Below are 25176 nucleotides of genomic sequence, written 5' to 3'. Positions count from 1 at the left end.
TTACCCGGTGTTGACTTGGCAGTCACAAACTCAAGGCCTCAACAACACAAAGATTTTGACCATGACCACACGCATCAACCGCCCTTTGAAAACCATCAGTTTGGCACTCGCGCTGTCGTTTGGTGCGTTGGCCCACGCGGCTGACCCCGTGACAGACGCCATGCAGGTCGCCAATGGGCCATACCGCATGGCCTTGTACAAGACCAACGGCAAGTCACAGCCGGAAGCCCAGCAGGCGGTGACCCAGGCGCAACAAGCCTGGGACAAACTCAGCACCCAGTTTGGTGCCAAACCAGCGGCTCCCTACGATCGTGATCAGGCGTTTGCAGCCTCGGTGGCCGAGGTCGCCAAGGTCTACACCAAGGCTTTGGCAGAGGTCAATGCCAACCAACTTGCCGATGCCCACAACACCCTGGAACACGCCCGTGAGGTCATGGCTGACATGCGCCAACGTAACAATGTGGTGGTGTTCAGTGACCACATGAACGCGTACCACGGCCAGATGGAGGTCATCATGGTCCATGGTAGCGACACCCTGGCCAAGCCCAAGGGGCTGCAGCTTTTGACGGCGCAGGCAGGCACTTTGAGTTATCTGGCGCGCCAACTTGATGAGCAGTCCTCAAAGGAGTTGCAGTCAAATGAGGAGTTCACGAGCCTGCTTAAGGCGGTGATCCAGTCGGTTGCCAACCTGGAAGCGGCTTTATTGAACCAGGACACGGCCGCCGCCAAGGAGGCTGCGTCTAAGCTGAAGGGGCCGTACAGCAAGTTGTTTGCCAAATTTGGTTAATTTTTTCCACACAAGGAGCGCTATGAGCACGTTTGATTCCATCGGTTTGATGAAAAGCATCAATGAAAACCTGGGGCCTTTTCGCAAATCACAAAGTGAAACCATGCTGGGTTTTGGCCAAATGGCCAAGGCTGCCATGGCTGAGGGCGTGGTCAGCGCCAAACACAAGGAATTGATTGCCCTTTCCATTGGCATCACGCAGCACTGCTCGGGCTGTATCGCGTTTCACATCAAGGCGCTGCACCGCTTGGGCTGCACCCGCGCCGAACTTGAAGAAGCGATGGGCGTGTGCGTTTACATGGGCGGTGGCCCGGGGCTGATGCTGGTAGCTGAGGCGTTGGCCGCTTTTGATGTCATTGCATCGGCTTGAGTTTTATATGGCAATATAGCCTGTAGCCATTTTAAAATAAGCGTTAGTAGCTATTTATTAAGTAGCATTTAAAACTGCAATTGCAGTCTCAGTTTCAATCTAAATTGCGGTTGAAGTTGAGCGCTTTGAGCTTGCGGTATAGCGAACGCTCGCTGATACCCAACTGTGCGGCAAGCTCTGCTCGGCTGCCGGTGTGGGCCAGTGCCATGTCCAACAACGCGGCCTGCGCCACACTCGCCAAGGCTCCAGGGCTGGCGGCGGGCAGCGACAGTTGCCCAGGCTTCAGCGAAGAAATGATCGCGTTAGCTGGCGCTGCATTGGTATAGGCCACGCCGTGAATGTTCGACCCCGCGGGCGCGTAACCGTTGGCCATGTTTGGCGCATTGCGCCGGCCTGATTGCAGCGCTTGCGTCACGTGGATGGTCTCTAGCGTGTCGCCGTCACACAGCAAGGCCGAGCGCTCCAGCAGGTTGCGCAGTTCACGCACATTGCCAGGGTAGTCTTGCGCTTGCAGCAGCTGCACTGCACCTTCGCTTAGTGCCAATTTTCGTTGGGGCGCTACACGCGCCAGCAGGGCATTGGCTAGCAAGGCAATGTCACTGTCGCGCTCACGCAGCGCGGGCAGGCGGATCGGGAACGTGCTCAGGCGGTAATACAGGTCTTCACGAAAGCGCCCCTGGGCCACCATCTGGTCCAGGTCGCGGTGAGTGGCTGACACCACGCGGATGTCGGCATGGCGTTGCTCGGTGCTGCCCACGCGCCGGTAAGTGCCGGTTTCTAGCAGGCGCAGCAGCTTGACTTGCATGGTGAGCGGGATGTCGCCCACTTCATCCAGAAACAGCGTGCCGCCACTGGCTGCCTCCACCAAACCGCCACGCGCTGTGTTGGCGCCGGTAAACGCCCCGCGCTCATGGCCAAACAGCTCGGATTCAAACAGGTTCTCAGGCAGGCTTGAACAATCTACCGGCACCAGGGCACGGTTTGCGCGATTGCTGGCCTCGTGCACGGCCCGCGCGACCAGTTCTTTGCCGGTGCCGGATTCGCCCAGCAGCAATACCGTGGCCATGGAGGGTGCCACCCGCGCCACCAGACTCAGCATGTGCACAAACGCCGGGCTGCGGCCAATCAGTCCCTGAGCGGTGGCTTGTCCTTGTGCCACCCGCATAGACTCCATTTTCTCAACGTAGAAAGCCTGCTGGCCGCTGGCATCGAGCAGGGGCGCAAGTTCAATGTTGACGTATTCCTCACCTTTGGACGTGTGGTGCAGGTGCAGCACGCGTTCACGCTGGCCTGATTCACGCGAGCGCGCCAGTGGGCAGGATTCACCGGCCTGGTCGCATGGCACGCTGAAGCGGTGCGAGACCTCGTAACAGGTGCGCCCGACCACGCTGCGATCCGGGCTGAACTGGCGCCGGTAGGCAGCATTGGCCGCCAGGATGCGGTATTGGGTGTCAAACAAGATGTGTGGCTCTGGCAGGCCTTCCACAAATGACATGAGTTCTGGAAGCGGTTTCAAGCTGAACCTTTTTCAAATGAAGCTGTCGCAGACTGTATGCCAAAAATGCTGACAGCACTGCCATATATGTCAGCAACCCTGTGACGTGGCGGTTTCATTCACTGCGTGGAAATTTGTAAGGTGTTGAAATCAAATGAATTTTTTCTATTTTCAGTTTGGCACGGATATTGATAACACTGGTTATGTCCCTTTGCACTGTGCCTTGTCATGATGCCCGCTGACCAATTGCTGGTGAAGCGCTTGGGCGTGGTGCTGGTCATCAAGCTGGTGCTGTTGTTTGGACTGTGGTGGGGTTTTGTAAGGGATCAGCGGGTCACGGTGGATGCCTCAGGCATGGCCGCGCAGGCGCTGGTTCAAGGTTCTGTGTCAATCGAAGGAGATAACAAATGATTTCTGACCAACTGGTTGACTTGTCAAGGCTGCAATTTGCGGCCACTGCGCTCTACCACTTTTTGTTTGTGCCGCTCACCATTGGCATGGTGTGGTTGCTGGTGATCATGGAGAGTGTTTACGTGATTACGGGCAACGTGGTCTGGAAAGACATGACACGTTTCTGGGGCAAGTTGTTTGGTATCAACTTTGCCTTGGGCGTGACCACAGGCATCACGCTGGAATTTCAGTTTGGAACCAACTGGGCGTATTACTCGCATTATGTGGGCGACATTTTTGGGGCACCGCTGGCCATTGAAGGGCTGATGGCGTTTTTTCTTGAGTCGACCATGATCGGCCTGTTCTTTTTTGGCTGGGACAGGTTGTCACGGCCGCAGCATTTGCTGGTGACGGTGTTGATGGCGGTGGGCACCAACCTGAGCGCGCTGTGGATATTGATCGCCAACGGCTGGATGCAAAACCCAGTGGGTGCCGAGTTCAGCTACCAGACCATGCGCATGGAAATGACAGACTTTTGGGCTGTATTGTTCAACCCCGATGCCCAGGCCAAGTTTGTGCACACGGTGTCCGCTGGTTACACCACCGGGGCCATGTTTGTGATGTCGATTTCAAGTTGGTATTTGCTGAAAAAGCGCGATGTGGCTTTTGCCAAGCGTAGTTTTCGCGTCGCCGCCGCCTTTGGCCTGGCCTCTGTACTGAGCGTGATCGTCCTGGGTGACGAATCCGGCTACACCGTGGGTGAAGCGCAGCAAACCAAGCTGGCCGCCATGGAAGCCATGTGGGAAACCAAGCCGGCACCGGCTGGGCTGACGCTGGTGGCGGGTATCAACGAAGCCGAACAAAAGAACGACTGGGAAATTGAAATCCCTTGGGTCATGGGCTTGATCGGCACACGTTCCATCTCCAAAGAAATTCCTGGCATTCACGACATCAAGGCGAAAAACCGTGAGCGAATCGTCAACGGCATCGTGGCGGTGACAGCGCTCGAAGCCTTGCGTGCCAACCGAAGCGATGCCGTAGCCAAGCAGGTATTTGAACAACACAAGGCCGACTTGGGCTTTGGTCTGCTGCTGAAAAAATACGTGGTCGATGTGCGCCAGGCCACCCCCGAGGTCATTGAAAAAGCCGTGAATGACACGGTGCCACGCGTCACGCCCTTGTTTTGGGGTTTCCGCATCATGGTGGGCTTGGGGTTTGCCATGTTGCTACTGTTTGGCCTGGCGTTTTACAGCACGCTCAAATCAAACTTCATGCAAAAACCATGGTTGCTGAAAGCCGCGCTGTGGATGCTGCCTGCGCCCTGGATTGCCTGTGAGTTGGGCTGGTTTGTGGCGGAGTACGGCCGCCAGCCCTGGACGATTTATGGTGTGCTGCCAACCCACATGTCAGTGTCCACCCTGAGCGTCAATAGCCTGTATGGCTCATTGGCGGGCTTTATCGGGTTTTACACCGTGCTGCTGGTGGTCGAGATGTTTTTGATGGTGAAGTTTGCCCGCATGGGCCCAGGCAGTCTGGGTACTGGACGCTATCAAAGCGAGAGCAACTCATCCTCTGTACCCGCACACGCTTGAAAGGCACATCATGTTTGACTATTCAACGCTAAAAATCATTTGGTGGGTGCTGGTGGGTGTGCTGCTGGTGGGTTTTGCCATCATGGACGGTCACGACATGGGCGTGGGCACTTTACTGCCTTTTGTGGGCAAGAGCGACCTGGAACGCCGTGTGGTGATCAACACCGTGGGACCGCACTGGGACGGCAACCAGGTGTGGTTCATCACCGGCGGTGGTGCCATTTTTGCCGCCTGGCCATTGGTCTATGCCACGGCATTCAGTGGGTTTTACTGGGCCATGCTGCTGGTGTTGTGGGCGCTGTTTTTCAGGCCGGTGGGGTTTGACTACCGCAGCAAAATCCACAACAGCACTTGGCGCAGCGTGTGGGACTGGGGCTTGTTCATCGGCGGCTTTGTGCCACCCGTGATCTTTGGCGTGGCTTTTGGCAATTTGCTGCAGGGTGTGCCATTTCAGTTTGATGCTTATTTGGTGTCGACCTACACCGGCAGTTTCTGGCAGCTGCTCAACCCGTTTGCCTTGCTGGTAGGTGTGGTGAGCAGCGCCATGATCACCTTGCAGGGTGGCAGCTATTTGGCCCACCGTACGGAGGGCGTCATCCAGGCTCGGGCCATCAAGGGTGCTATTGGTGCCGCCGTGGTGATGGTGCTGGCGTTTGTGGCGGCGGGTGTCTGGCTGCAAGCGATAGACGGCTACCGCATCACCTCGGTGATTAACCCTTCTGATCTGCCTGACCCATTGAACAAGACCGTGGTGCGTGAAGCCGGCGCCTGGATGGCCAACTACGCCCACCAACCGCTGATGTGGGCTTTGCCTGCGTTGGGCGTGCTGGGTGCTCTGAGCGCAGCGCTGCTGCTGGTGCTGCGCAAAACGCTCACTGCTTTTGTGGCGTCATCGCTGGCCGTGGTGGGGGTGATCGGCACGGCGGGTGCATCCATGTTCCCGTTTGTGATGCCTTCAAGCAGCATGCCCTCAGCCAGCCTGACCGTGTGGGACAGCGTATCAAGCCATCTGACATTGGGCATCATGTTCTGGGCCACCATGATTTTTATGCCTTTGATCATTATTTACACCTCATGGGCCTACAGCGTGATGCGCGGCAAGGTGACTGCGGCTTATGTGCAAGAGCATGACCATGCGGCCTATTGAGTCGCACCTTTCGATATTTTTTGGAGTTCCTAATGACTGCTTCTGTCACTTTTGATGCCTTGGCGGCCAACGCCAGCGACCATGACGCTGAGCGCCGCCAGATGGTTCTGCTCACCGCTGCTGCGGCGGGCGTAGCGGCGGCCGCTGTGGCCCTGCCGCTGGTGTCCAGTTTTGCACCCAGTGAGCGCGCCAAGGCCGCTGGTGCAGCGGTAGAAGCAGACATTTCAGACATTGCCCCGGGCGCGGTGAAAACCGTCGAGTGGCGCGGCGAGCCGGTGTGGGTCATGCGGCGCACGCCTGAGATGCTGGCGGGTCTGGCCGCGCAGGACGACCAGTTGGTGGATCCGGCGTCAGTCGTCACATCCCAGCAGCCTGCTTATGCGCAGAACACGCACCGATCCATCAAACCCGAGTACTTTGTGGCGGTGGGCATTTGTACGCACCTTGGCTGTTCGCCCAATGCGGTGGCTACAGGCTCGGCAAACCCCAGTGTGGGGGCCGATTGGAAAGGCGGATTTTTTTGCCCGTGCCACGGTTCCACCTTTGATTTGGCGGGCCGCGTGTTCAAAAACAAACCGGCACCCACCAATCTTGAGGTGCCGCCACACCAGTATCTGGCTGAGGGCCGGTTGCTCATTGGTGAAGACAACGCGGCTTGACCGCACACGAAGGAATTGACATGTGGTATTTCACTTGGGTATTGGGTGTGGGTTTTGCGGTGTTACTGGCCATTTTGAACGCCATGTGGGGCGAAACCCAGGAGGCGCGGGAAGACTCTCGTGGCAAGAACGATTGAGTGTCGCGGTGTTTGAAGACTCTGCAACAAAACCCGCTGTATCACCCATGCGGCCTTTAAGTCTGGCCGTGGCGCTGGCCATCATGTTGGGTGGCAGCATTTACCCGTTCATGTTTGCGGGGCAGGGCGGTGTTGTGGACCATGGTTTTGCATCGGCTGTTTTTTGGGCCATGAGTGCGGGCTTGGTCAATGGCGTGGGATTTAAGCCGCGGTTTGTACTGTGGCGCTGGCTTTTTTCGGGCTGGGCTTGCTTGGGTGCGCTACTTTTGGCAGCCTGGTTACGTTTTTCATGATTGCGCAGGGCTGATGACAGGCGTCCCGCATTGGAAATGAATGAATCAATTGAAAGAAACCAACGAGACATGCCTTATCAAATTACCGTCATCGGCTCAGGATTTGGCGCCCTGTCGGCTGTGCGCGAGCTTCGCCAACGAGACGCGCAGGCCGAGATCACCCTGATCGCGCCACGTGCGGAATTGCATTACCTGCCGGGCATCATCTGGATTCCCAGTGGATTGCGTCGCCGTGAACAATTGGTTGTTCCCCTAGCCAATTTTTTTACCCGTATGCGTGTCAAGCACGTAGCCGCTGAAGTGACAGGCCTGCGTGAAGGGGGCAGATGTGTCGATTCAACGGCCGGTGAGGTGCGTAACGATGCTTTGGTGATTGCGTCAGGTGGTCGTTTCATCAAAAAGTTGCCCGGTATCGAGCACGCCATCACGCCTTGTGAGGGCATTGCTGCTGCCGAGAAGATTCGTGATCGGCTGAAAGCGATGACGGGCGGCACGATTGCCATTGGTTTTGCCGGCAACCCCAATGAGCCCAGTGCCGTGCGCGGTGGTCCGATGTTTGAGTTTTTGTTTGGTATTGACGAGCAACTCAAGCGCGAGGGGCGGCGCGACAAGTTCGAGTTGATATTTTTCAACCCTTCTAATGAGCCGGGTAACCGCCTGGGGCCCAAAGCTGTCAAGCATTTGCTCATTGAGATGGCGCGGCGGGGCATTCGTACCCATCTGGGCCACAAGATGGTGCGCTTTGAGGCGGACAGGGTGGTGACTGAGGGGGGGGAGTTCGCAGCAGATTTGATCCTCTTCATGCCAGGAATGACCGGCAATTTGTGGTTTGATCAGACCGATCTGGCACGTTCACCCGGTGGCTTGTTGAAGGCTGACGCGCAATGCCGGGTTGAGGGCTCGCCACATGTGTACGTCGTGGGCGACTCGGGTAGTTTTCCGGGTCCGGATTGGATGCCCAAGCAGGCGCACATGGCTGACCTACAGGCCGCTGCTGCAGCCGTCAACTTGCTCGATGGCTTGAATGGGCGCACCCCGCAGGCCACCTTCAAGATTGAACTGATCTGCATCATTGATGCCATTGACCATGGCACTATGGTGTTTCGCAACCAAAAGCGTCAAATTATTTTGCCTTCTTCGCGCCTGCTCCATTGGGTCAAGCGGGGGTTTGAGGGCGCTTACCTGAGGAAGTACAAATGAATTCAACGACAGCAATGGCGCCTTACGAGGTTTTGGGTGGTGAAGCCGGCATCAAGCGCCTGGTGCATCGGTTTTATGAGTTGATGGATGAGTTGCCAGAGGCCTATGGTGTGCGCCAAATGCACCCGGCCACGCTGGACGGTAGCGGCCAAAGCCTGTTTGAATTTTTGTCAGGCTGGTTGGGTGGCCCGCCGCTTTACATGGAGAAAAAAGGCCACCCGCGCCTGCGCATGCGCCACGCGCCTTACGCGGTCAGCCAAACCATGCGGGACGAATGGATGCTGTGCATGACGCAAGCGATCACTGAGCAGGTGCCTGATGCAGCTTTTCAATCCTGGCTGATTGGCACGTTCACCCAGATGGCTGACCACATGGTCAACACCGACAGCAGTCAGGACTGCCAACATGGCATGTCAACTGCTGCCAATATTGGCAGTTCTGCTTGAGGGAGGCAGACTGTAGGGGGCATTATTTTTCTATAACTCTATGAATTTATTAGAATAAGGATTTATCTGCACATTTGGCATGGATCTTGATTGATAACAATCAAATTGAGGAAAACTGCCATGATGAATGCCCCCAAAATTGTCGAAATCAAGCATCCGTTGCGGAGTCGCTAACGTGTACTTCCGTATCTTGCACAACGAGGCCAGCGGTGAGTTGACTTATTTGCTGGCTGACCAGGATGCCCGTGAAGCAGTATTGGTTGACCCGCACGCGTGTGACATGCCCGTCCTCTTGGCGCTACTGGCCGAGCGCGATCTGCGTTTGCGCTGGGTGTTGCGCACCCACCAGCATGATGCCTTGCAGCCCGATGAGCGCACAAAGCTGGCACGTTTGGGTGCGCCATTTGTTCAGGGTGACATGTTGGATGCATTACGCTTGAATGAGGGTGCCGTGTTGCCGTTTGGTGGTGAGTTGGTGCGGGTTCTGCCCACGCCGGGCCATACACCAACTTGTTTGAGTTTCGGGTGGCGCGATCGGCTGTTTTGCGGTGGCCTGCTGGCGGTCGCAGCCTGTCCGCACCAGCCGCATCCAGCAGCACCTGAAGCCTTGTGGGACAGTGTGACCCAACGGATATTTACCTTGCCAGACGAAACATTGCTGTTCGCCGGCCATGAGCAGCGCGCGCGCGCAGTCAGCACGGTACTGGAGCAGCGCCGCTGGCATCCGTTTTTTGCCAGCCTGACGCGCGATGAGTTCCTGGCGCACATGGCGGCGCTGTCTCAAAAAAAATTACTTGTCTCTACCTTCTGAGGAATCCCTGATGACCACTGAAAACAAAGAACCCAAAAAGGTAATACCCATTGCCGTTGCGGCGCCTGACGAAGAGCTCGTCTCTCTGTATGCATCGCATCAAAAGATTTACCCACGCAGCGTGTCCGGGGTGTTCTCCAATTGGCGCTGGATCATGGTGTGGGTCACACAAATCATTTTCTATGGCTTGCCGTGGATCGAGTGGGGCCAGCGTCAGGCGGTGCTGTTTGATTTGAGCGTGCGCCGCTTCTATATTTTTGGCTTGGTGCTGTACCCGCAAGACTTCATTTACCTCACTGGTTTGATGATCATTGCTGCTTTGTCGCTGTTTTTGTTTACGGCCGTGGCGGGACGCTTGTGGTGTGGCTATGCCTGTCCACAAACGGTTTACACCGAAATCTTTTTATGGATAGAAAAGAAGCTCGAAGGTGACCGCTCTGCACGTATCCGCCGTGACGAAGGCCCCATGACTGCAGAGAAGTTCGCTCGCAAGGCGGGTAAACAATTTTTGTGGATTGCGTTTGCTTTCTGGACCGGTTTCACGTTTGTGGGTTACTTTGTGCCGATGCGGGACATGGCCGATGCATTTTTGGGTGGCAAGCTGGCGGCCTGGGAATTTTTCTGGGTCTTCTTTTATGCGTTCGCCACGTACGGCAATGCTGGCTTCATGCGTGAGCAGGTTTGCAAACACATGTGCCCTTATGCACGCTTCCAAAGCGCCATGTTCGACAAAGACACCCTGATCGTGACCTATGACGCAGAGCGCGGCGAGCCACGCGGCCCACGCTCCAAGAAGGCTGATTTGTCCGTTCTGAACCTGGGTGCTTGTGTGGATTGCAGTTTATGTGTGCAAGTTTGTCCCACGGGCATTGATATTCGCAACGGCTTGCAGTACGAATGTATTGGCTGCGGTGCCTGCGCTGACGTGTGTGACACGGTGATGGACAAGGTGGGTTACCCGCGTGGCTTGGTCAAGTACTCGACCGAAAATGCCATGAACAACCACTGGACCAAAGAGCAGACCGTGAAACGCGTGATGCGGCCTCGGGTACTGGTTTACACCACCATATTGCTTGGGATTGTGGTGGCCATTTTTGTCAGCTTGGCGATGCGTACACCGTTTAAGGCCAATCTGGTTCGTGACCGTGGCGTGATGGCTCGCGTGGTGGATGCTGGCAAGGTGGAGAACGTCTACCGCATTCAGGTCATGAACGCCACGGAATCATCCCAGCGCTATAAGATTTCAGTGAGCGGTTTGCCTGGGCTTTTGATTACCTCAGATGACACGATCAGCCTTGCATCGACTCAGGCTGGCACGATGGCACTGCGTGTGCAAGCACCTCCCGAAGCCGCCGCGCCTGGCACGCACCCGATTCACTTTGTCATTGAGTCCTTGGACAGCCCAGGCCGTCTGGACGAAAAATCAACCTTCATGATTCCACAGTAACTTTCAAATGGAATTCACACCACCTCTGCCATGCTGTTGACGTTTACTTTCAGCTTGGTTGGGGTTTGGGCGGCACGAATGGCCGCCCATTTTTTTATTTTGAAGGGTTTGCGGGCGCCTCGGATTGCTGCGCAAATGTCGCCCGAGTCGCTGGGTTTGTCAGCGCTCCCGGTTTACATTCCTGGCCCCAATGGCAAAACTCTTTTTGCGTGGTTTGTGCCTGCACCAGGCGTATCACCAGCACCTGCGGTTTTGGTGATGCACGGCTGGGGTGCCAACGCAAGCATGATGCTGCCCTCAGTGGTGCCCTTGTCGGGTGCCGGTTTTGCGGTGTTTGTGCTGGATGCGCGTTGCCATGGTGCCAGTGGTGATGAAGCCTTTACGTCGTTGCCACGTTTTGCACAAGACATCGAAGCGGGGCTGGATTGGCTGGCCCAACAGCCACAGGTGGATGCCAGTCGGCTGGCTGTGATTGGGCATTCGGTAGGCGCTGGCGCAGCCTTGCTGAGCGCCACGCGGCGCGATGACATTCGCGCGGTGGTCAGCATCAGTGCCTTTGCGCATCCCTTTGAGGTGATGCGCCGCCTGTTGGCCAGCCACCACATTCCTTACTTTGGCGTGGGGTGGTATGTGATGCGCTATGTGCAACACGTGATTGGTGCCAAGTTTGATGACATTGCGCCCATCCGCAGCATAGGGCAAGTGCGTTGTCCGGTATTGTTGGTGCATGGGTGGGATGACGACCTGGTACCGTTTGAGGACGCCCGGCGTTTGTCGGCCGCTGGCCTTGAGGGCAGGGTGCAATTGCTGCCTGTGGCAGGACGGCATGACCCCAGTGAGGCGCTGTCCGCCGAGCCGTCTGAGTTGTTGCTGTTTTTGACCGAGCAACTCCACGTGCCAGTTGTCCCAGATTGACAGGCCAAAAAGTGGTGCTTCAGGGTGAAAATTGTCCGGGCAATGTCGATTGCCGCTGTGACAGGGGCCCCTACAATTCAATCAATAACAGGTGGCAGCATGAAAATTTTGATTTCAAATGACGATGGGTTCCAGGCACCAGGCGTGGTTGCGCTGTATGAGGCGCTGAAGGATGTGGCTGAGGTCGAGGTGGTGGCACCAGAGCACAACAACAGCGCCAAATCCAATGCACTCACCCTGCATACGCCTCTGTATGTGCAACGGGTTGCCAACGGCTTCAGGTATGTGAATGGCACCCCCGCCGATTGCGTTCACATCGCCCTGACGGGTTTGCTGGATTACCGACCTGATCTGGTGTTGTCAGGCATCAACAACGGCGCCAACATGGGCGACGACACCATCTATTCCGGCACGGTGGGAGCGGCGATGGAGGGTTTTTTGTTTGGCGTGCCGTCGATTGCTTTTTCGCAGGTGGAGCGAAATTGGCTTCACCTAGATGCCGCAGCAGCCAAGGCGCGTGAATTGGTGCTACAAATGTTTGAGCAAAACCTGATTGGTGCCACACCCTGGTTGTTGAACGTGAATATTCCCAATTTGCCTTTGGACCAACTGAAACACGTCAAGCTGTGCCGACTGGGGCGCCGTCACGCCGCTGAGCCAGTCATTACCCAGCAAAGCCCACGCGGTGAAACCATGTATTGGATTGGTGCAGCAGGCCCTGCCAAAGATGATGCAGAAGGCACTGATTTTCATGCCACAGCACAGGGTCACGTCGCTATGACGCCACTCAAGGTAGATCTGACAGACCACGATCACTTGAGTTACTGGGCGCAAACAGCGTCAAAACTCGGCAATCCCATCAAGTCTGCCTGATGACGCAGCACAAGCCTGCGGGCATCAAGCTTAGGCCAGGGTTCCCGGCGCGGCTGGATTTGCCGCGTGCCGGCGCGGTACCGGTGCGGCCTGCGCCGGCGCAAGCGCAAGCCCTGGCGCATGCACGTGCGCTGTATCCTGCGCAAGGGTTGGGCATGGACTCAAGCGCTGTGCGCCGCAGCATGGTGGCCAAGTTGGCGCAGCAGGGCATCGAAGATGCCATGGTGTTGCAGGCCATGGGCAGCATTGAGCGCCATCGATTTGTGGATACGGCGCTGGTGAATCAGGCCTATGAAGACACCAGCTTGCCGATTGGTCTTGGGCAAACCATTTCAAAACCAGGGGTGGTGTCGCGAATGTTGGCGCTGTTGCGTCTGGGAAATCCGGGGCGCATGGGCCGGGTGCTCGAAGTTGGCACCGGTTGCGGTTATCAGGCGGCGGTGCTCAGCCTGTTATGCAACGAGGTGTACTCAATTGAGCGCTTGCGTGGTCTGCATGACAAGGCGCGTGACAACCTGCGGCCTTTGCGTTTAGCCAATGTGCACCTGCTGTTTGGTGACGGCATGGTGGGCTACGCCAAGGGCGCGCCCTATGCGGGCATCATTGCGGCAGCAGGCGGTGAAGCGGTGCCGCAGGCCTGGATTGACCAGTTGGCAGTTGGGGGGCGTTTGGTAGCGCCGGTCTCATCCGGTGCCGCGAGCCCGGCGCGACAGGCGTTGGTGGTGATCGACAAGACGGCTCAGGGCTTACGCCAGACAGTTATGGAGGCGGTGCACTTCGTTCCCCTAAAATCGGGTGTTGCATGATGGGGATTACATGAATAGATTGAATCAATGGTTGGGTTTGTGTCTGGTCGCAGCGATGCTGATGTTGGCAGGTTGCAGCAGCAACAGCTTGAACCGTGCGCCTGTCGAGGATCGGGCCCGAACTTCCACCAATGGCACAGGCGCGGTAGGTGCTGATGTCGCGCCTGTAAAGCAGCCTCAGGGTTTCGAGAATGCGGGTCGGCCTGGGTATTACACCGTCAAACCAGGTGACACCTTGCGGCGTATCGCAATAGAAAACGGTCAGAACCCGCAAGACATCGCGCGCTGGAGCAATGTTGAGAATCCAAACCGAATTGAAGTCGGACAAGTGCTGAGGGTCGTTCCCCCAGTGGAATCAGGTGTCGTGGTCAAACCGGTGAGCAAACCTGTGGTGACCGAGACCGTTGCAGGCCCAGCCGCTGTGGCAGCCAGTACACCGGCCAGCGCCGCCAAGCCTGTTGCTGCAGAAGGCGACATTGACTGGATATGGCCTGCCAATGGTGCGGTGCTGGCAGGCTTTGATGACGTAAAAAACAAGGGCCTGGATATTGGCGGCGCGGCGGGTGACCCGGTGTTGGCTGCGGCAGATGGGCGCGTGGTTTATGTCGGTGCCGGTTTGCGTGGCTATGGCAATTTGATCATTCTCAAGCACGACAACGTTTTTTTGACGGCGTACGCACACAACCGTGCGCTGTTGGTTAAAGAGGACCAGGCCGTGCTCAAGGGACAGAAAATTGCTGAAATGGGCAGCAGCGACGCTGACCGCGTCAAGCTGCATTTTGAGGTCCGCCGCCAAGGCAAACCTGTCGACCCAGCCAAGTACCTGCCGGTTCGTTAACTCGTGCTGCGCCCCGCCCGACCACAATGGCGGGCTTTTTTTGAAATCTGATTGAATGACTGAATCTTCTGAAAAGGCAGCCACGCCGGCTGGCGTACCCGCTGAGGCACTGTTTGTTGAATCGCTTGACCTTGAGGCCCAGGGGGTGGCTCACAAGCCTGATGGCAAGGTGGTGTTCATCGATGGTGCGCTGCCATTTGAGTACGTTAGCGCCAACATCAACCGAACCAAACACAACTGGGAGCGAGGCACGCTGACTGCGGTGCACCGTGAGTCCTCACAGCGCGTAGAGCCTCTGTGCCCACATTTTGGTCTGCACATCGGCGCCTGTGGTGGCTGCAAGATGCAGCATTTGCACCCCGGCGCACAGATCGCCGTTAAGCAACGTGCGCTTGAGGACAGTCTGTGGCATTTGGGCAAAGTCAAGCCCGAGATGATGCTGCGCCCCATCGAAGGCCCGTCATGGGGCTATCGCTATCGGGCACGCTTGTCGGTGCGTTTTGTGCGTAAAAAGGGCGAAGTGTTGGTCGGCTTTCATGAGCGCAAAAGTCGCTATGTGGCCGACATGAAGGTGTGCCCGGTGTTGCCGCCGTTTGTCAGTGCCATGTTGATGCCGTTACGGGCGTTGATTGCGTCGCTGGAAGCGGTTGAAACTTGTCCGCAGATTGAGTTGGCGTGTGGTGACGAGGTGACAGCGCTGGTGCTGCGCCACCTTGAGCCCCTCAGTGCTGCTGATTTGGCGCGCCTGCGAACCTTTGCCCTGGAGAATCCAAGTGTGCAATGGTGGTTGCAGTCCAAAGGGCCAGAGACGGTCTGTTTGCTCGATGAAGGCGGCGAAGAACTTGGCTACGCATTGCCAGAGTTTGGTATTCGCATGCCGTTCAAGCCGACCGATTTCACACAGGTGAACCCGCAGATCAACCGCGTGCTGGTGTCGCGGGCACTTCGCTTGCTAGACGCCAAGCCGCATGAACGGGTGATTGACTGGTTTTGTGGTCTTGGCAACTTCACCTTGCCTATTGCGACGCAGGCGCGTGAGGTGCTGGGTATTGAAGGCAGCGAGGCGCTGGTAGCTCGTTCGCGTGAAAATTATATGAAAAATAAGGCTGTAGCCCTTATGAGTAAAGCGCTAGCAGCTACTTATTTTGTAGCGAGAAATTTGTTTGAAATGACGCCCGATGTGCTCATTCAGGACGGTGTGTCTGACAAGTGGCTGGTCGACCCGCCGCGTGAAGGGGCGTTTGCGCTGGTAGGGGCGTTGGCAGATCTGCATCAGCAAAAGCTTGGGCTTGCGGACCATCCTGCAACGCCAGGCGCCCTAAATTGGACACCTCCCCAACGCATTGTGTATGTCAGTTGTAATCCGGCCACCTTGGCCAGGGACGCAGGCCTGTTAGTGCACCAGGCGGGTTACCGTTGCACGGCCGCGGGTGTCATCAACATGTTTCCCCACACTGCGCATGTGGAGAGCATGGCGGTGTTTGAACTCGCGTCGTAAACGCGCGTCGGCGCCGCATGATTCGGCAGCCAGCGCTAATGCGCAGCAGCTTTGGCCTTGGGCTTGGCTTCCTGAATGACTTCTTCAACTGGGGCAGTCGGTGCAGTTGCCGGAGGCTGGGGTTGAATTTCTGCGCGAATGCCTTCAATCTTGTTTTCGCGCATGTACTCGTCCATTTCGCGCCAGCCAGTAAAGATAGCTGCCTTGGCAATGCCCTTGTTCAGGGTGTAGCAGTCTTCAATGCTGCGCAGGCCGTGCCGACACGCACCGCCAATAGCCTTAGCATCTGCTTCTTTTTGCGCAATTCTGGGGTCTGGCCCCAAGCCTAACAAGTCGCAGGCTGACAGCAGCAGGGCTGCAAGAACAATCAGCAGGCGTTTGGACATGGGCATGGTAGGGATTCTGGTAAAACCGACAGGCAAATTATGAGCTTGAAACAACGGCTGTCTGATGCAAGAAAAAAGGCCCATTAGGGCCCTTTTTCAAAGGATTGAGGTAAACCCTCAATCGCGTTCGCCGCCAAAAATGCCCAGCAAAGCCAGCAGGCTCTGGAACACATTGATGATGTCAAGATACAGGGCCAAGGTGGCGCTGATGTAGTTGGTTTCACCACCGTCCACGATGCGTTTCAGGTCATACAGCATGTAAGCGCTGAAAACGCCGATGGCGGCCACCGAAATAGCCATCATGCCCGCGGTAGAGCCCACAAAAACGTTGATCACGCCACCCACAACAATAGCCAGTGCACCCACAAACAACCACTTACCCATGCCAGACAAGTCACGTTTGATGACGCTGGACAGGCTCGCCATGACAAGGAACACGCCAGCGGTGCCGCCGAATGCCGTCATGATCAGGTCGGGGCCATTTTTGAAACCCAACACCATCGCGATCATGCGCGAGAGCATCAAGCCCATGAAAAAGGTGAATCCCAGCAACACCGGCACGCCAGCGGCCGAATTCTTGGTCTTTTCAATGGCGTACATGAACCCGAACGCGCCGCCCAGAAAAACAACCAGGCCAATACCGCCTGACAAGGACTGCGTGATGCCAGTTGCCACGCCAAGCCAAGCGCCCAGCACGGTGGGCACCAAACTCATGGCCAGTAACCAGTAGGTGTTGCGCAGAACCTTGTTGCGCTCTTGCATCATTGCGCCAGAACCATAGCCTGGGTTAATGGATTGAATTCGATTGGTCATTGTTTGACTCCTTTTGCAGGGGTTAATTGATCAGTGATCGCGATTTTAGGGCGAATAGACATTCGTCAAGAAACCCCACTTGGCCGGCTCCTACTAATTGTGAGGATACTTGTAACCGCTTTGGAGCCATTGGGCGTGGGTCGGCGCGTTATGCTCTCAACTTCACTTTTTTTAGGCTCAATGCGATGCAACACAAACCGGTTCTGGAACTGTCTGACGTCAAGAAAATAGCACAAGCCGCAGAGGCCTGCGCCACTCAAAACAATTGGGCCGTCACCATTGCAGTGGTGGACGACGGGGGGCATTTGCTCTGGCTGCAGCGGCTTGATGGCGCTCCCGCTATTTCTGCGCACATTGCACCAGCCAAAGCCCATACGGCTGCGTTGGGTCGTCGGGAGAGTAAGGTCTATGAAGACGTTATTAACGGCGGCCGTAGTTCTTTTCTCAGCGCGCCAGGCATCTCCGGCATGCTCGAAGGTGGTGTTCCCATCCTCAAGGATGGTCAATGCCTGGGTGCCGTTGGTGTGAGCGGCGTGAAATCTACTGAAGATGCGCAGATTGCCCGCGCCGGGATTGCCGCGCTGGGGCTTTGAACTGGCTTCTATTTGAGAGCGAAGTTGATGGGCACATTGAACCACATGTCTTGCGGAACGCCTGCGCGACGTCCGGGCACATAGCGCCAGCCCATCACCGCTCGCAAAGCGGCCTGATCGAGTCGGTCAAATCCGCTTGACTCTTGAATTTCAGCCTGGCGCGCGCTGCCGTCTTTTGTGATTAAGACCCGAAGCACGACTTTTCCCTGTTCGCCCAAACGTTGACTGATCGCTGGATAGACCGGTGCCGGGTTGTTCAGGTAGTCGGCAGCGCTCGATGGCAATTGAAGGCTGGGAGGAAGCGCAGAAATGGCTGGGCCAGTTTGTGCTAAACCCGTTTCGGTCTTACCCGGTGCAGACTGGGTGGGCAAGCTTGGAGTCACATGTGAACCTGACGTGGTTGACTGGCTTTCGGCTTTGTCGGGGGCTGATCGTGGCCTGTCGCCAACCTGCACGTTCTCTTGTGGTTTGGGTGAAACGGATCTTTCCGGACGAAGATTGGAATTCTTTTGGCGATTGGGCGCTTTTGCCGCAGTTGCTGGGGTCGTTGTCGGGGTGCTGACTGGCAGTGGTGTTGGTACCGTGGGCATCATCTGAAGCATAAAAACCGGAGCCGTCACGATGATTGGTTCTGAGTCAATCGGTATGCGCCAAAGGATTGCGGCATGCAGGCAAACCACACCAAATCCGATGTAAAAGATGCGATGCACGCCGCGCCTGCCCTCAGTGCTTGTCTGCCCCAAATCAAATGCTCAGTAAGCCAGCCGCTCAGGGCGGAGTTCCTGAAGAATCGTGGTCGAGATTTCTTCAATGGACTTGGTGGTGGTTGATAGCCAGCGAATCCCGGAGCGTCGCATCATGGCCTCTGCCTCACGCACCTCATGACGGCAATTTTCGATGGATGCGTATTTGGAGTTGGGACGGCGCTCGTTGCGGATCTCACTCAAACGCTCCGGCAGGATGGTCAAGCCAAAAAGTTTCTTTTGGTGTGGTTTGAGCGCCGGCGGCAAGTCCTGGCGTTCAAAATCCTCGGGGATCAGTGGGTAGTTGGAGGCCTTCAGGCCATACTGCATGGCCAAATAGAGTGAGGTGGGTGTCTTGCCGCTACGGCTCACGCCGACCAGGATTACGTCGGAGCTGGCCAGGTCGCGATGGGACTGACCGTCATCGTGGTCCAGCGAGAAATTGATGGCGTCAATGCGAGACTGGTACTGCTTGCTCTTGCTGGCGTCACTGAAACGGCCAATGCGGTGGTTGGACTTGATGCCCAACTCTGTTTCAAGCGGGTTGACGAAGGTGCCAAACATGTCCATCAGCATGCCTTCGCAGCCCTCGCTGATCACCCTGAACACATCTTCGTTGGCCAAAGTGGTGAACACAATGGGGCGCTTGTTGTCGTGAGCACCGGCTTGGTTGATCTGGCGAACAGTTTGGTGTGCTTTGTCAACTGTATCAACAAACGGCAAGCGGACGCAGTGCAAATTGACCTCAAATTGGGCCAGGATGGCGCCACCAAATGTTTCGGCAGTAATACCGGTACCGTCTGAAACAAAAAAAACTGTGCGATTGGGCATGAAGAAGCTCAGGTTGGTTCGTGAAGAAGCTGTGACTGCGAGCAGATCGGCGACTTCCTTGGTGGCTATGGGTGTCAAATTGCAGGCTCAGTCAACGCCTACAATAATCATTATCCAACCAATTTTCAAGCGCAAAACCGATTCAACAACACAACTAAAAAGTGAGCGGGTGTACGCTGCGATGGCATGCCGCTGATTGGGCTTGTTATTGATGCAGGTTTTTTAACTTCTGGAGTTTTCCCATGTCAGCACTTTTTGCACCGACCGCACTGGTCGTCCCTTTTGAACAGTTGAGAATGACCGACGTTGATTCGGTTGGTGGCAAAAATGCCAGCTTGGGTGAAATGATTTCGAATTTGCCCACGGGCGTGAAGGTGCCGACCGGTTTTGCGACCACGGCCCATGCCTTCCGGGAGTTCCTGTCCTTTGGCGATTTGACTAGCAAGATCAACGCTCGTCTGAGCGCTCTTGACACCGACGACGTGAATGCGCTTGCCGTGGTTGGCGCTGAGATTCGTGCCATGGTGGAATCGCAGCCGTTTCCTGCTGAGGTCGAGAAGGAAATTCGTCTAGCGTTTGAAACTCTGTCAGGCGGCAGCGACAAAGCGTCCTTTGCGGTGCGCTCATCGGCCACAGCTGAAGATTTGCCGGACGCCTCGTTTGCCGGACAGCAAGAGACCTTTTTGAACGTCACCGGTATAGAGGCCGTATTGCACAAGATTCGCGAAGTGTTTGCCTCACTCTACAACGACCGTGCCATCAGTTATCGGGTGCACAAGGGTTTTGCCCATGAGCATGTCGCACTTAGCGCTGGTATTCAACGCATGGTGCGTTCCGATCTAGGGGCTGCAGGGGTGATGTTCACGCTTGATACCGAATCTGGTTTTGACCAGGTGGTGTTCATCACGTCAAGCTATGGCCTGGGTGAGACGGTAGTTCAAGGCGCCGTCAATCCTGATGAGTTTTATGTGCACAAGCCCATGCTCAAGGCCGGTAACCTTGCGCTGATTCGTCGCAATCTGGGCTCCAAATTGATCCAGATGCAGTTCTCCACGCCCGAGGAAAAGGCGGCGACTGGCCATCTAGTTAAGACCACGGACGTGCCTATAGAGCTTCGCAATCGCTACTCGCTCTCGGATGCCGATGTGCAAAAGTTAGCAGCCTATGCGCTGGTTATCGAAGATCATTATGGCCGTCCAATGGACATTGAATGGGGCAAGGATGGTCTGGATGGTGAGTTGTATATTTTGCAGGCCCGCCCCGAGACTGTTAAGAGTCAGGCTGCAGGCAAGGCCGAGCACCGTTACAAACTCAAGGGCAAAGGCACGGTACTGGTTGAAGGCCGCGCTATTGGTCAAAAAATTGGCACGGGACCGGTCAAAGTGGTTCACAACCTGAGTGAGATGGACCGCGTGCAACCGGGTGATGTCCTCGTTACTGACATGACTGACCCGAATTGGGAGCCAGTGATGAAGCGTGCCTCGGCCATCGTGACCAACCGTGGCGGGCGCACCTGCCATGCGGCCATCATCGCGCGCGAGTTGGGCATTCCTGCCGTGGTGGGTTGCGGGCATGCTGACTCGGTGCTCAAAGATGGCATGCTGGTGACGGTCAGCTGCGCCGAAGGTGACACTGGTTTCATTTACGACGGCCTGATTGAAACCGAAGTATCTGAAGTGCAGCGTGGTCAGATGCCTGATATTGACGTCAAGATCATGATGAATGTGGGCAATCCTCAGCTGGCATTTGATTTCTGCCAATTGCCAAACGCGGGGGTGGGTCTTGCACGGCTTGAGTTCATCATCAACAACAACATTGGTGTGCACCCCAAAGCCATTTTGGATTACCCGAATGTGGACGCCGATTTGAAAAAGGCGGTTGAATCTGTAGCTAGGGGCCACGCGTCACCGCGTGCCTTTTATGTGGACCGCGTCGCTGAAGGCGTGGCCACCATTGCTGCTGCGTTCTGGCCGAAGCCAGTCATTGTTCGTTTGTCTGATTTCAAGAGCAATGAGTACCGCAAGCTTATTGGTGGCAGCCGCTATGAGCCTGAAGAAGAAAACCCAATGTTGGGTTTCCGGGGTGCCGCACGGTACATCAGCGCAGATTTTGGTGAAGCTTTTGCAATGGAGTGTGAGGCCCTTAAACGAGTACGTCATGACATGGGCTTGACCAACGTGCAGGTCATGGTGCCTTTTGTTCGCACACTTGGCCAAGCGAAAAAGGTGACCGAGTTGTTGGCTGCGCAAGGTTTGAAGCGCGGTGAGAACGATTTGAAATTGATCATGATGTGCGAGATTCCCAGCAACGCTATTTTGGCGAAAGACTTCTTGCAGTATTTTGACGGCTTCTCGATTGGTTCTAATGACCTGACCCAGCTCACATTGGGTCTGGACCGTGATTCTGGGCTGGAAGTGCTTGCCAAAGACTTTGATGAGCGTGACCCAGCCGTGACGACCTTGATCAGCCAGGCCATTAGTGCCTGCCTCGCAGAGGGCAAATATATTGGTATTTGTGGCCAAGGCCCCAGCGACCACCCTGACTTTGCCAAGTGGCTCATGAAGGAAGGCATTTCGTCCATCTCCTTGAACCCAGATACGGTGATGGCAACTTGGCAAAACCTTGCCAAGCCATAGAAAACACCTACAACACATGGCACCGGCAGGTGCCATCATCTTTCGATGATGAACCCTGATGTGCCTTTGAATCAAAGCCAGCCTCTTGTAAGCGTCTCAAGCTTGCGAGGTTGGCTTTTGTTTTGCTGGTTTGTTGCGTCTTTTGGCATCGTTTTCTTTGCCCATGATCTGCAACAGGTCGTCGCCGGCTGGCCGTTGGCGTATTGGTTTGCGGCGCAGGGAAGCGTTTTTGTTTTTATTCTGATCGTGGCCTTGTTTGCCTGGTTTGCCAACCGTAACGAGCGCGCCAGTGCGGCCCCGGATGCTGCGTATGCCCGTTACGCCATGCGCATTCACAAGCGGTTTGCCTTGTTTTTGGTGGTATTTTTGTTATTTCTAGGCGCACTCACACTCGCTGAGCAGTCGGGTTTACGACGGATCTGGGTTGGCGCCATTTTTCTTTTTGCCACTGTATTTTTTTACGCGCTCGTGGGTATTTTTGGTCGCACTTCAAAGGCCTCGGAATATTATGTGGCTGGACGACGTATTCCTGCCATGTACAACGGCATGGCAGTTGCTGCGGACTGGATGAGTGCGGCCTCGTTCATCAGCATGGCGGGTGGACTTTACTTGCAAGGCTTTTCCGGCTCTGGGTCTCAGCCCGGTGGCTTGGTCTATGTGTTGGGTTGGACCGGCGGGTTTTGCCTGTTAGCCTTGTTGGTGGCACCCCACCTACGCAAGATGAATTTGTACACCGTACCTGATTTCTTTGGCGTGCGCTACGGTGGACGTTGGCCCCGCATCATTGCGGCGTGGTCTGCTGTGTTGTGTTCTTTTACGTATGTGGTGGCCCAAATTTACGGTGTAGGGCTAATTACATCCCGCTTGACAGGTGTGCAATTTGAGATAGGCATCTTGCTGGGTTTGGGCGGTGTGTTGGTCTGCTCATTTTTGGGCGGCATGCGCGCTGTAACGTGGACACAGGTGACCCAATATGTGGTACTCATTCTGGCTTTTTTGATCCCAGTGTCTTGGCTGGCTTACAAACAATTGGGTAACCCATTGGCGCCTTTCGTCTATGGGCAGCAATTGTCAAAAATTGCGGAACTGGAGCGCAAATTAACCGACTCGGCGCCAGAGAAGGATGTGATCTACGAATACGCAAGACGCTCGACCGACTATGCCCGGAAGTTGGAAAACGTCGCAGAGTCGCTTGAGCTTGAAATAAAGACGCGTAAGACGGAGATATTGCGCTTGTCCGAGACGCACGCGGAAGAATCTGTCATTGTGGCTGCGCGGCGCGAGTTAGCCGCTATGCCACGGGATGAAGAGGCGGCTCGGGAGCGGTGGACGCGTGCCATGGTTGAAAACATGGAGCGGGCCCAGCCATTGGGGGGCATGCCAGCTCACACCCGTCCTTTTGCGGGAGATCCGGGCGGGTCAGAGAATGATCAGCAACTTTTCAACGCCTCCAGGCGCAATTTTCTCGCGTTGATGTTTTGCCTGATGATTGGCACCGCAGGGCTGCCGCACTTGCTGACGCGCTTTTACACAACGCGTTCTGTGGCAGACACCAGAAACTCAGTAACTTGGTCGTTGTTTTTTATCGCTTTGCTCTATCTCGCTGCACCTGCCCTGGCCGTGTTGGTCAAGTTTGAGATCATGGGGCACTTGGTGGGGCAAAGATTTGAGGAATTGCCAGTCTGGATCGCCCAATGGGCAAAAGTTGACCCCGCCCTCATATCGGTGAGTGACATCAATGGTGACCATATTTTGCAGTTTGCCGAACTAAAACTCGGAGCCGACATTGTCATGCTGGCCACGCCAGAAATTGGCGGCTTGCCCTATGTTGTGTCCGGTTTGGTGGCTGCTGGTGGCCTGGCTGCAGCGTTGTCAACGGCTGATGGTCTGTTGCTAACGATCGGTAACGCGCTGGCACATGATTTGTTTTATCAAGGTGAAAATGACCGTGCCGGTGCTGTTCGGCGCGTGATGCTGTCCAAGTTCGCTCTGCTGTTGGTCGCCTTGCTGGCTGCATATGTTGCAGCGCAAAGACCGGCCGACATTCTGTTTTTGGTGTCGGCTTCGTTTTCATTAGCGGGTGCAGCGTTTGTGCCGGCGATGATCTTGGGTATTTTTTGGAAACGGGCAACACGCCAGGGCGCCATCAGCGGCATGTTGGTGGGTTTGAGTCTGACGCTTTACTACATGGTCATCAACGCCCCTGTCGTGAGATCAGTTCTCGGGCTGTGGGGCCCTGGGCTGTGGTTTGATATTGAGCCTGTGTCCGCAGGTGTCTTTGGTGTCAGTGCAGGTTTGATCGTGACGGTAGTAGTGAGCCTGCTGACGCCGACTTCACGTGCGCCGCACACCGTTTGAAATCACCGGGCTAGAAAAAGCTATAATTTAAGGCTTACCTTACTACACCTCAATGAGACGCTGAGGGTGGTTTTCTTGCCTCAATTGAGGTTTATCCAGAAGGAGTTTCAATGCGTCATTATGAAATCATTCTCATGATCCATCCGGATCAGAGCGAACAAGTGCCAGCTATGCTGGAGCGCTACAAAGGCATGATCGTGGCCGGTGGCGGTAAAGTACATCGTGTCGAAGACTGGGGTCGTCGTCAGTTGGTCTATATGATCAACAAGCTCGCCAAAGCGCATTATCTGTGCGTCAATATCGAAGCCGATCAAGCCGTGATGGCTGAACTTGAACACGCCTTCAAGTTCAACGATGCTGTGTTGCGTCACCTCACCGTATTGAAGAAAAAAGCCGACACCGGCCCTTCTTCAATGATGAAGACAGTCGAGCGTGAAGACGCCCGCAAGACGCAGCAGGCTGAATACCAGGCTTGAAGCACTTGAGTGTCAGCAAGCGGTGAGTATTGAATTCAATCAACTTACTTTAACGGCTGATGTTGCGGAAATCGATGCCTTGCGCTACACGCCTTCGGGCGTTCCAGCGGTCAATTGCAAGCTTGAACATGCGTCAGAAATGACAGAGGCAGGTCAGGTAAGGCAAGTCAAGGCACTCGTGAAGTCGGTTTCTTTTGGTTCAGTTGCTGAGCGACTGGTCCTTCAGGATATCGGTAGCAACTGGAAGTTCAAAGGTTTTTTGGCAACCCCGCGTGGCACCAAGCAGCTTGTGTTTCATATTCAAGAATTCGCAAAAGATTAAAGCTTTTCCAAATATTTAAGGAGTCCATCATGGCCGGACCAAAACGTTTCAACAACAAAGACAAGCGCCCAAAGCGCCCAGCACAAAATTTGCTCTTCAAGCGCAAGCGCTTTTGCCGTTTCACGGTAACAGGCGTTGAAGAGATTGACTACAAAGACATCGACACCCTTCGGGATTTCATCGCTGAAAATGGCAAGATCATTCCAGCACGTCTGACTGGCACCCGCGCTATTTTCCAGCGTCAACTCAACACTGCCATTAAGCGCGCACGCTTTTTGGCCATGTTGCCGTACAGCGATCAGCACAAGATCTAA

At 55.5% G+C, this 25176-nt stretch carries 28 protein-coding genes; 23 read left to right on the top strand and 5 right to left on the bottom strand.

Annotation, left to right across the window (positions count from 1 at the left end):
• Positions 1–61: 61 nt before the first annotated feature.
• Together PHQ58_RS09555 and PHQ58_RS09550 are read left to right on the top strand one after the other, a co-directional pair.
• Positions 62–787, top strand: a complete 726-nt coding sequence (locus PHQ58_RS09555) for a hypothetical protein (protein WP_300110367.1) — start codon at positions 62–64, stop codon at positions 785–787.
• 22 nt (positions 788–809) lie between these two features.
• The gene (locus PHQ58_RS09550) at positions 810–1157 is read left to right on the top strand and encodes a carboxymuconolactone decarboxylase family protein (protein ID WP_300110365.1); all 348 of its coding nucleotides are present in this window, start codon (positions 810–812) and stop codon (positions 1155–1157) included.
• A gap of 94 nt (positions 1158–1251) precedes the next feature.
• Here the strand turns inward: PHQ58_RS09550 and PHQ58_RS09545 are convergent, their stop codons facing one another.
• Entirely contained in the window at positions 1252–2652 is a 1401-nt protein-coding gene (locus tag PHQ58_RS09545) for a sigma-54-dependent Fis family transcriptional regulator (protein WP_300110516.1), read from the bottom strand.
• A 228-nt stretch (positions 2653–2880) separates the two neighbouring features.
• Between PHQ58_RS09545 and cydP the strand changes: the two genes are divergently transcribed.
• From cydP to rlmD, 15 genes are all read left to right on the top strand, one after another.
• The gene (cydP, locus tag PHQ58_RS09540; RefSeq protein WP_300110362.1) at positions 2881–3063 is read left to right on the top strand and encodes a cytochrome oxidase putative small subunit CydP; all 183 of its coding nucleotides are present in this window, start codon (positions 2881–2883) and stop codon (positions 3061–3063) included.
• Entirely contained in the window at positions 3060–4634 is a 1575-nt protein-coding gene (locus PHQ58_RS09535; RefSeq protein ID WP_300110359.1) for a cytochrome ubiquinol oxidase subunit I, read from the top strand. The genes cydP and PHQ58_RS09535 overlap by 4 nt, the downstream gene beginning before the upstream one ends.
• Positions 4635–4644: 10 nt before the next feature.
• On the top strand, positions 4645–5781 hold the full coding sequence (cydB, locus tag PHQ58_RS09530; RefSeq protein ID WP_300110356.1) for a cytochrome d ubiquinol oxidase subunit II: 1137 nt from the start codon (positions 4645–4647) through the stop codon (positions 5779–5781).
• Between the two features lie 32 nt (positions 5782–5813).
• Positions 5814–6440 (top strand): ubiquinol-cytochrome c reductase iron-sulfur subunit, encoded by a 627-nt coding sequence (gene petA, locus PHQ58_RS09525; protein ID WP_300110353.1) that lies wholly within the window; start codon positions 5814–5816, stop codon positions 6438–6440.
• Positions 6441–6460: 20 nt separating this feature from the next.
• Positions 6461–6577 carry a cytochrome bd-I oxidase subunit CydX gene (cydX, locus tag PHQ58_RS09520; protein ID WP_300110350.1) on the top strand — a complete coding sequence of 39 codons (117 nt, stop codon included), beginning with the start codon at positions 6461–6463 and terminating at the stop codon, positions 6575–6577.
• A 47-nt stretch (positions 6578–6624) separates the two neighbouring features.
• Positions 6625–6870 (top strand): cyd operon YbgE family protein, encoded by a 246-nt coding sequence (locus tag PHQ58_RS09515; RefSeq protein ID WP_300110346.1) that lies wholly within the window; start codon positions 6625–6627, stop codon positions 6868–6870.
• Positions 6871–6939: 69 nt separating this feature from the next.
• Positions 6940–8070 (top strand): FAD-dependent oxidoreductase, encoded by a 1131-nt coding sequence (locus tag PHQ58_RS09510; protein WP_300110343.1) that lies wholly within the window; start codon positions 6940–6942, stop codon positions 8068–8070.
• Complete coding sequence (locus PHQ58_RS09505; RefSeq protein WP_300110340.1) at positions 8067–8516, top strand: group II truncated hemoglobin; 450 nt, start codon at positions 8067–8069, stop codon at positions 8514–8516. Before PHQ58_RS09510 ends, PHQ58_RS09505 begins: the two co-directional genes overlap by 4 nt.
• 175 nt (positions 8517–8691) lie before the next feature.
• Positions 8692–9327 carry a hypothetical protein gene (locus PHQ58_RS09500; protein WP_300110337.1) on the top strand — a complete coding sequence of 212 codons (636 nt, stop codon included), beginning with the start codon at positions 8692–8694 and terminating at the stop codon, positions 9325–9327.
• Positions 9328–9337: 10 nt separating this feature from the next.
• Complete coding sequence (ccoG, locus tag PHQ58_RS09495) at positions 9338–10774, top strand: cytochrome c oxidase accessory protein CcoG (protein ID WP_300110333.1); 1437 nt, start codon at positions 9338–9340, stop codon at positions 10772–10774.
• Positions 10775–10804: 30 nt separating this feature from the next.
• On the top strand, positions 10805–11689 hold the full coding sequence (locus tag PHQ58_RS09490; RefSeq protein WP_300110330.1) for an alpha/beta fold hydrolase: 885 nt from the start codon (positions 10805–10807) through the stop codon (positions 11687–11689).
• 99 nt (positions 11690–11788) lie between these two features.
• Complete coding sequence (gene surE, locus PHQ58_RS09485) at positions 11789–12562, top strand: 5'/3'-nucleotidase SurE (RefSeq protein ID WP_300110327.1); 774 nt, start codon at positions 11789–11791, stop codon at positions 12560–12562.
• Between the two features lie 23 nt (positions 12563–12585).
• Positions 12586–13368, top strand: a complete 783-nt coding sequence (locus PHQ58_RS09480; protein WP_300110513.1) for a protein-L-isoaspartate(D-aspartate) O-methyltransferase — start codon at positions 12586–12588, stop codon at positions 13366–13368.
• Positions 13369–13378: 10 nt separating this feature from the next.
• Positions 13379–14206, top strand: a complete 828-nt coding sequence (locus PHQ58_RS09475; RefSeq protein WP_300110324.1) for a peptidoglycan DD-metalloendopeptidase family protein — start codon at positions 13379–13381, stop codon at positions 14204–14206.
• 55 nt (positions 14207–14261) lie between these two features.
• Positions 14262–15704 carry a 23S rRNA (uracil(1939)-C(5))-methyltransferase RlmD gene (gene rlmD, locus PHQ58_RS09470; RefSeq protein ID WP_300110321.1) on the top strand — a complete coding sequence of 481 codons (1443 nt, stop codon included), beginning with the start codon at positions 14262–14264 and terminating at the stop codon, positions 15702–15704.
• Between the two features lie 35 nt (positions 15705–15739).
• On the opposite strand, the gene PHQ58_RS09465 is transcribed toward rlmD, so the two are convergent.
• Together PHQ58_RS09465 and PHQ58_RS09460 are read right to left on the bottom strand one after the other, a co-directional pair.
• Complete coding sequence (locus PHQ58_RS09465; protein WP_300110318.1) at positions 15740–16096, bottom strand: hypothetical protein; 357 nt, start codon at positions 16094–16096, stop codon at positions 15740–15742.
• 111 nt (positions 16097–16207) lie between these two features.
• Positions 16208–16903, bottom strand: coding sequence for a Bax inhibitor-1/YccA family protein (locus tag PHQ58_RS09460; RefSeq protein ID WP_300110315.1), 696 nt, complete (start codon positions 16901–16903; stop codon positions 16208–16210).
• A gap of 185 nt (positions 16904–17088) precedes the next feature.
• Between PHQ58_RS09460 and PHQ58_RS09455 the strand changes: the two genes are divergently transcribed.
• Positions 17089–17496 (top strand): heme-binding protein, encoded by a 408-nt coding sequence (locus PHQ58_RS09455; RefSeq protein WP_300110312.1) that lies wholly within the window; start codon positions 17089–17091, stop codon positions 17494–17496.
• 8 nt (positions 17497–17504) lie between these two features.
• Here the strand turns inward: PHQ58_RS09455 and PHQ58_RS09450 are convergent, their stop codons facing one another.
• Both PHQ58_RS09450 and PHQ58_RS09445 read right to left on the bottom strand, forming a co-directional pair.
• Complete coding sequence (locus tag PHQ58_RS09450; protein WP_300110309.1) at positions 17505–17879, bottom strand: energy transducer TonB; 375 nt, start codon at positions 17877–17879, stop codon at positions 17505–17507.
• Positions 17880–18248: 369 nt separating this feature from the next.
• A complete protein-coding gene (locus PHQ58_RS09445) occupies positions 18249–19070 on the bottom strand; it encodes a pyruvate, water dikinase regulatory protein (protein ID WP_300110510.1) in 822 nt (273 codons plus the stop codon).
• 242 nt (positions 19071–19312) lie between these two features.
• Between PHQ58_RS09445 and ppsA the strand changes: the two genes are divergently transcribed.
• The 5 genes from ppsA (at position 19313) to rpsR (ending at position 25176) form a co-directional block, all read left to right on the top strand.
• Positions 19313–21706, top strand: coding sequence for a phosphoenolpyruvate synthase (ppsA, locus tag PHQ58_RS09440; RefSeq protein ID WP_300110306.1), 2394 nt, complete (start codon positions 19313–19315; stop codon positions 21704–21706).
• A 45-nt stretch (positions 21707–21751) separates the two neighbouring features.
• Entirely contained in the window at positions 21752–24064 is a 2313-nt protein-coding gene (locus tag PHQ58_RS09435; protein WP_300110303.1) for a VC_2705 family sodium/solute symporter, read from the top strand.
• Positions 24065–24174: 110 nt separating this feature from the next.
• On the top strand, positions 24175–24540 hold the full coding sequence (rpsF, locus tag PHQ58_RS09430; protein WP_300110300.1) for a 30S ribosomal protein S6: 366 nt from the start codon (positions 24175–24177) through the stop codon (positions 24538–24540).
• Between the two features lie 22 nt (positions 24541–24562).
• Positions 24563–24862: a primosomal replication protein N gene (gene priB / locus PHQ58_RS09425; RefSeq protein WP_300110297.1), complete on the top strand. Its 300-nt coding sequence runs from the start codon at positions 24563–24565 to the stop codon at positions 24860–24862.
• Positions 24863–24891: 29 nt separating this feature from the next.
• The gene (gene rpsR, locus PHQ58_RS09420) at positions 24892–25176 is read left to right on the top strand and encodes a 30S ribosomal protein S18 (RefSeq protein ID WP_011464487.1); all 285 of its coding nucleotides are present in this window, start codon (positions 24892–24894) and stop codon (positions 25174–25176) included.

It is taken from the genome of Rhodoferax sp. (genome assembly GCF_028688795.1).
In the GTDB taxonomy this organism is placed as follows: domain Bacteria; phylum Pseudomonadota; class Gammaproteobacteria; order Burkholderiales; family Burkholderiaceae_C; genus Rhodoferax.
The sequence above is the reverse complement of the archived record's forward strand: the minus strand, read 5'-3'. Positions and strand labels throughout refer to the sequence as shown.

Bases quoted from the DNA above. Each gene is read 5' to 3' on its own strand.
- PHQ58_RS09555 (WP_300110367.1), top strand. From the start codon at position 62: ATGACCACACGCATCAACCGCCCTTTGAAAACCATCAGTTTGGCACTC.
- PHQ58_RS09550 (WP_300110365.1), top strand. From the start codon at position 810: ATGAGCACGTTTGATTCCATCGGTTTGATGAAAAGCATCAATGAAAAC.
- PHQ58_RS09545 (WP_300110516.1), bottom strand. From the start codon at position 2,652: ATGTCATTTGTGGAAGGCCTGCCAGAGCCACACATCTTGTTTGACACC.
- cydP (WP_300110362.1), top strand. From the start codon at position 2,881: ATGATGCCCGCTGACCAATTGCTGGTGAAGCGCTTGGGCGTGGTGCTG.
- PHQ58_RS09535 (WP_300110359.1), top strand. From the start codon at position 3,060: ATGATTTCTGACCAACTGGTTGACTTGTCAAGGCTGCAATTTGCGGCC.
- cydB (WP_300110356.1), top strand. From the start codon at position 4,645: ATGTTTGACTATTCAACGCTAAAAATCATTTGGTGGGTGCTGGTGGGT.
- petA (WP_300110353.1), top strand. From the start codon at position 5,814: ATGACTGCTTCTGTCACTTTTGATGCCTTGGCGGCCAACGCCAGCGAC.
- cydX (WP_300110350.1), top strand. From the start codon at position 6,461: ATGTGGTATTTCACTTGGGTATTGGGTGTGGGTTTTGCGGTGTTACTG.
- PHQ58_RS09515 (WP_300110346.1), top strand. From the start codon at position 6,625: ATGCGGCCTTTAAGTCTGGCCGTGGCGCTGGCCATCATGTTGGGTGGC.
- PHQ58_RS09510 (WP_300110343.1), top strand. From the start codon at position 6,940: ATGCCTTATCAAATTACCGTCATCGGCTCAGGATTTGGCGCCCTGTCG.
- PHQ58_RS09505 (WP_300110340.1), top strand. From the start codon at position 8,067: ATGAATTCAACGACAGCAATGGCGCCTTACGAGGTTTTGGGTGGTGAA.
- ccoG (WP_300110333.1), top strand. From the start codon at position 9,338: ATGACCACTGAAAACAAAGAACCCAAAAAGGTAATACCCATTGCCGTT.
- PHQ58_RS09490 (WP_300110330.1), top strand. From the start codon at position 10,805: ATGCTGTTGACGTTTACTTTCAGCTTGGTTGGGGTTTGGGCGGCACGA.
- surE (WP_300110327.1), top strand. From the start codon at position 11,789: ATGAAAATTTTGATTTCAAATGACGATGGGTTCCAGGCACCAGGCGTG.
- PHQ58_RS09475 (WP_300110324.1), top strand. From the start codon at position 13,379: ATGAATAGATTGAATCAATGGTTGGGTTTGTGTCTGGTCGCAGCGATG.
- rlmD (WP_300110321.1), top strand. From the start codon at position 14,262: ATGACTGAATCTTCTGAAAAGGCAGCCACGCCGGCTGGCGTACCCGCT.
- PHQ58_RS09465 (WP_300110318.1), bottom strand. From the start codon at position 16,096: ATGCCCATGTCCAAACGCCTGCTGATTGTTCTTGCAGCCCTGCTGCTG.
- PHQ58_RS09460 (WP_300110315.1), bottom strand. From the start codon at position 16,903: ATGACCAATCGAATTCAATCCATTAACCCAGGCTATGGTTCTGGCGCA.
- PHQ58_RS09455 (WP_300110312.1), top strand. From the start codon at position 17,089: ATGCAACACAAACCGGTTCTGGAACTGTCTGACGTCAAGAAAATAGCA.
- PHQ58_RS09445 (WP_300110510.1), bottom strand. From the start codon at position 19,070: ATGCCCAATCGCACAGTTTTTTTTGTTTCAGACGGTACCGGTATTACT.
- ppsA (WP_300110306.1), top strand. From the start codon at position 19,313: ATGTCAGCACTTTTTGCACCGACCGCACTGGTCGTCCCTTTTGAACAG.
- PHQ58_RS09435 (WP_300110303.1), top strand. From the start codon at position 21,752: ATGATGAACCCTGATGTGCCTTTGAATCAAAGCCAGCCTCTTGTAAGC.
- rpsF (WP_300110300.1), top strand. From the start codon at position 24,175: ATGCGTCATTATGAAATCATTCTCATGATCCATCCGGATCAGAGCGAA.
- rpsR (WP_011464487.1), top strand. From the start codon at position 24,892: ATGGCCGGACCAAAACGTTTCAACAACAAAGACAAGCGCCCAAAGCGC.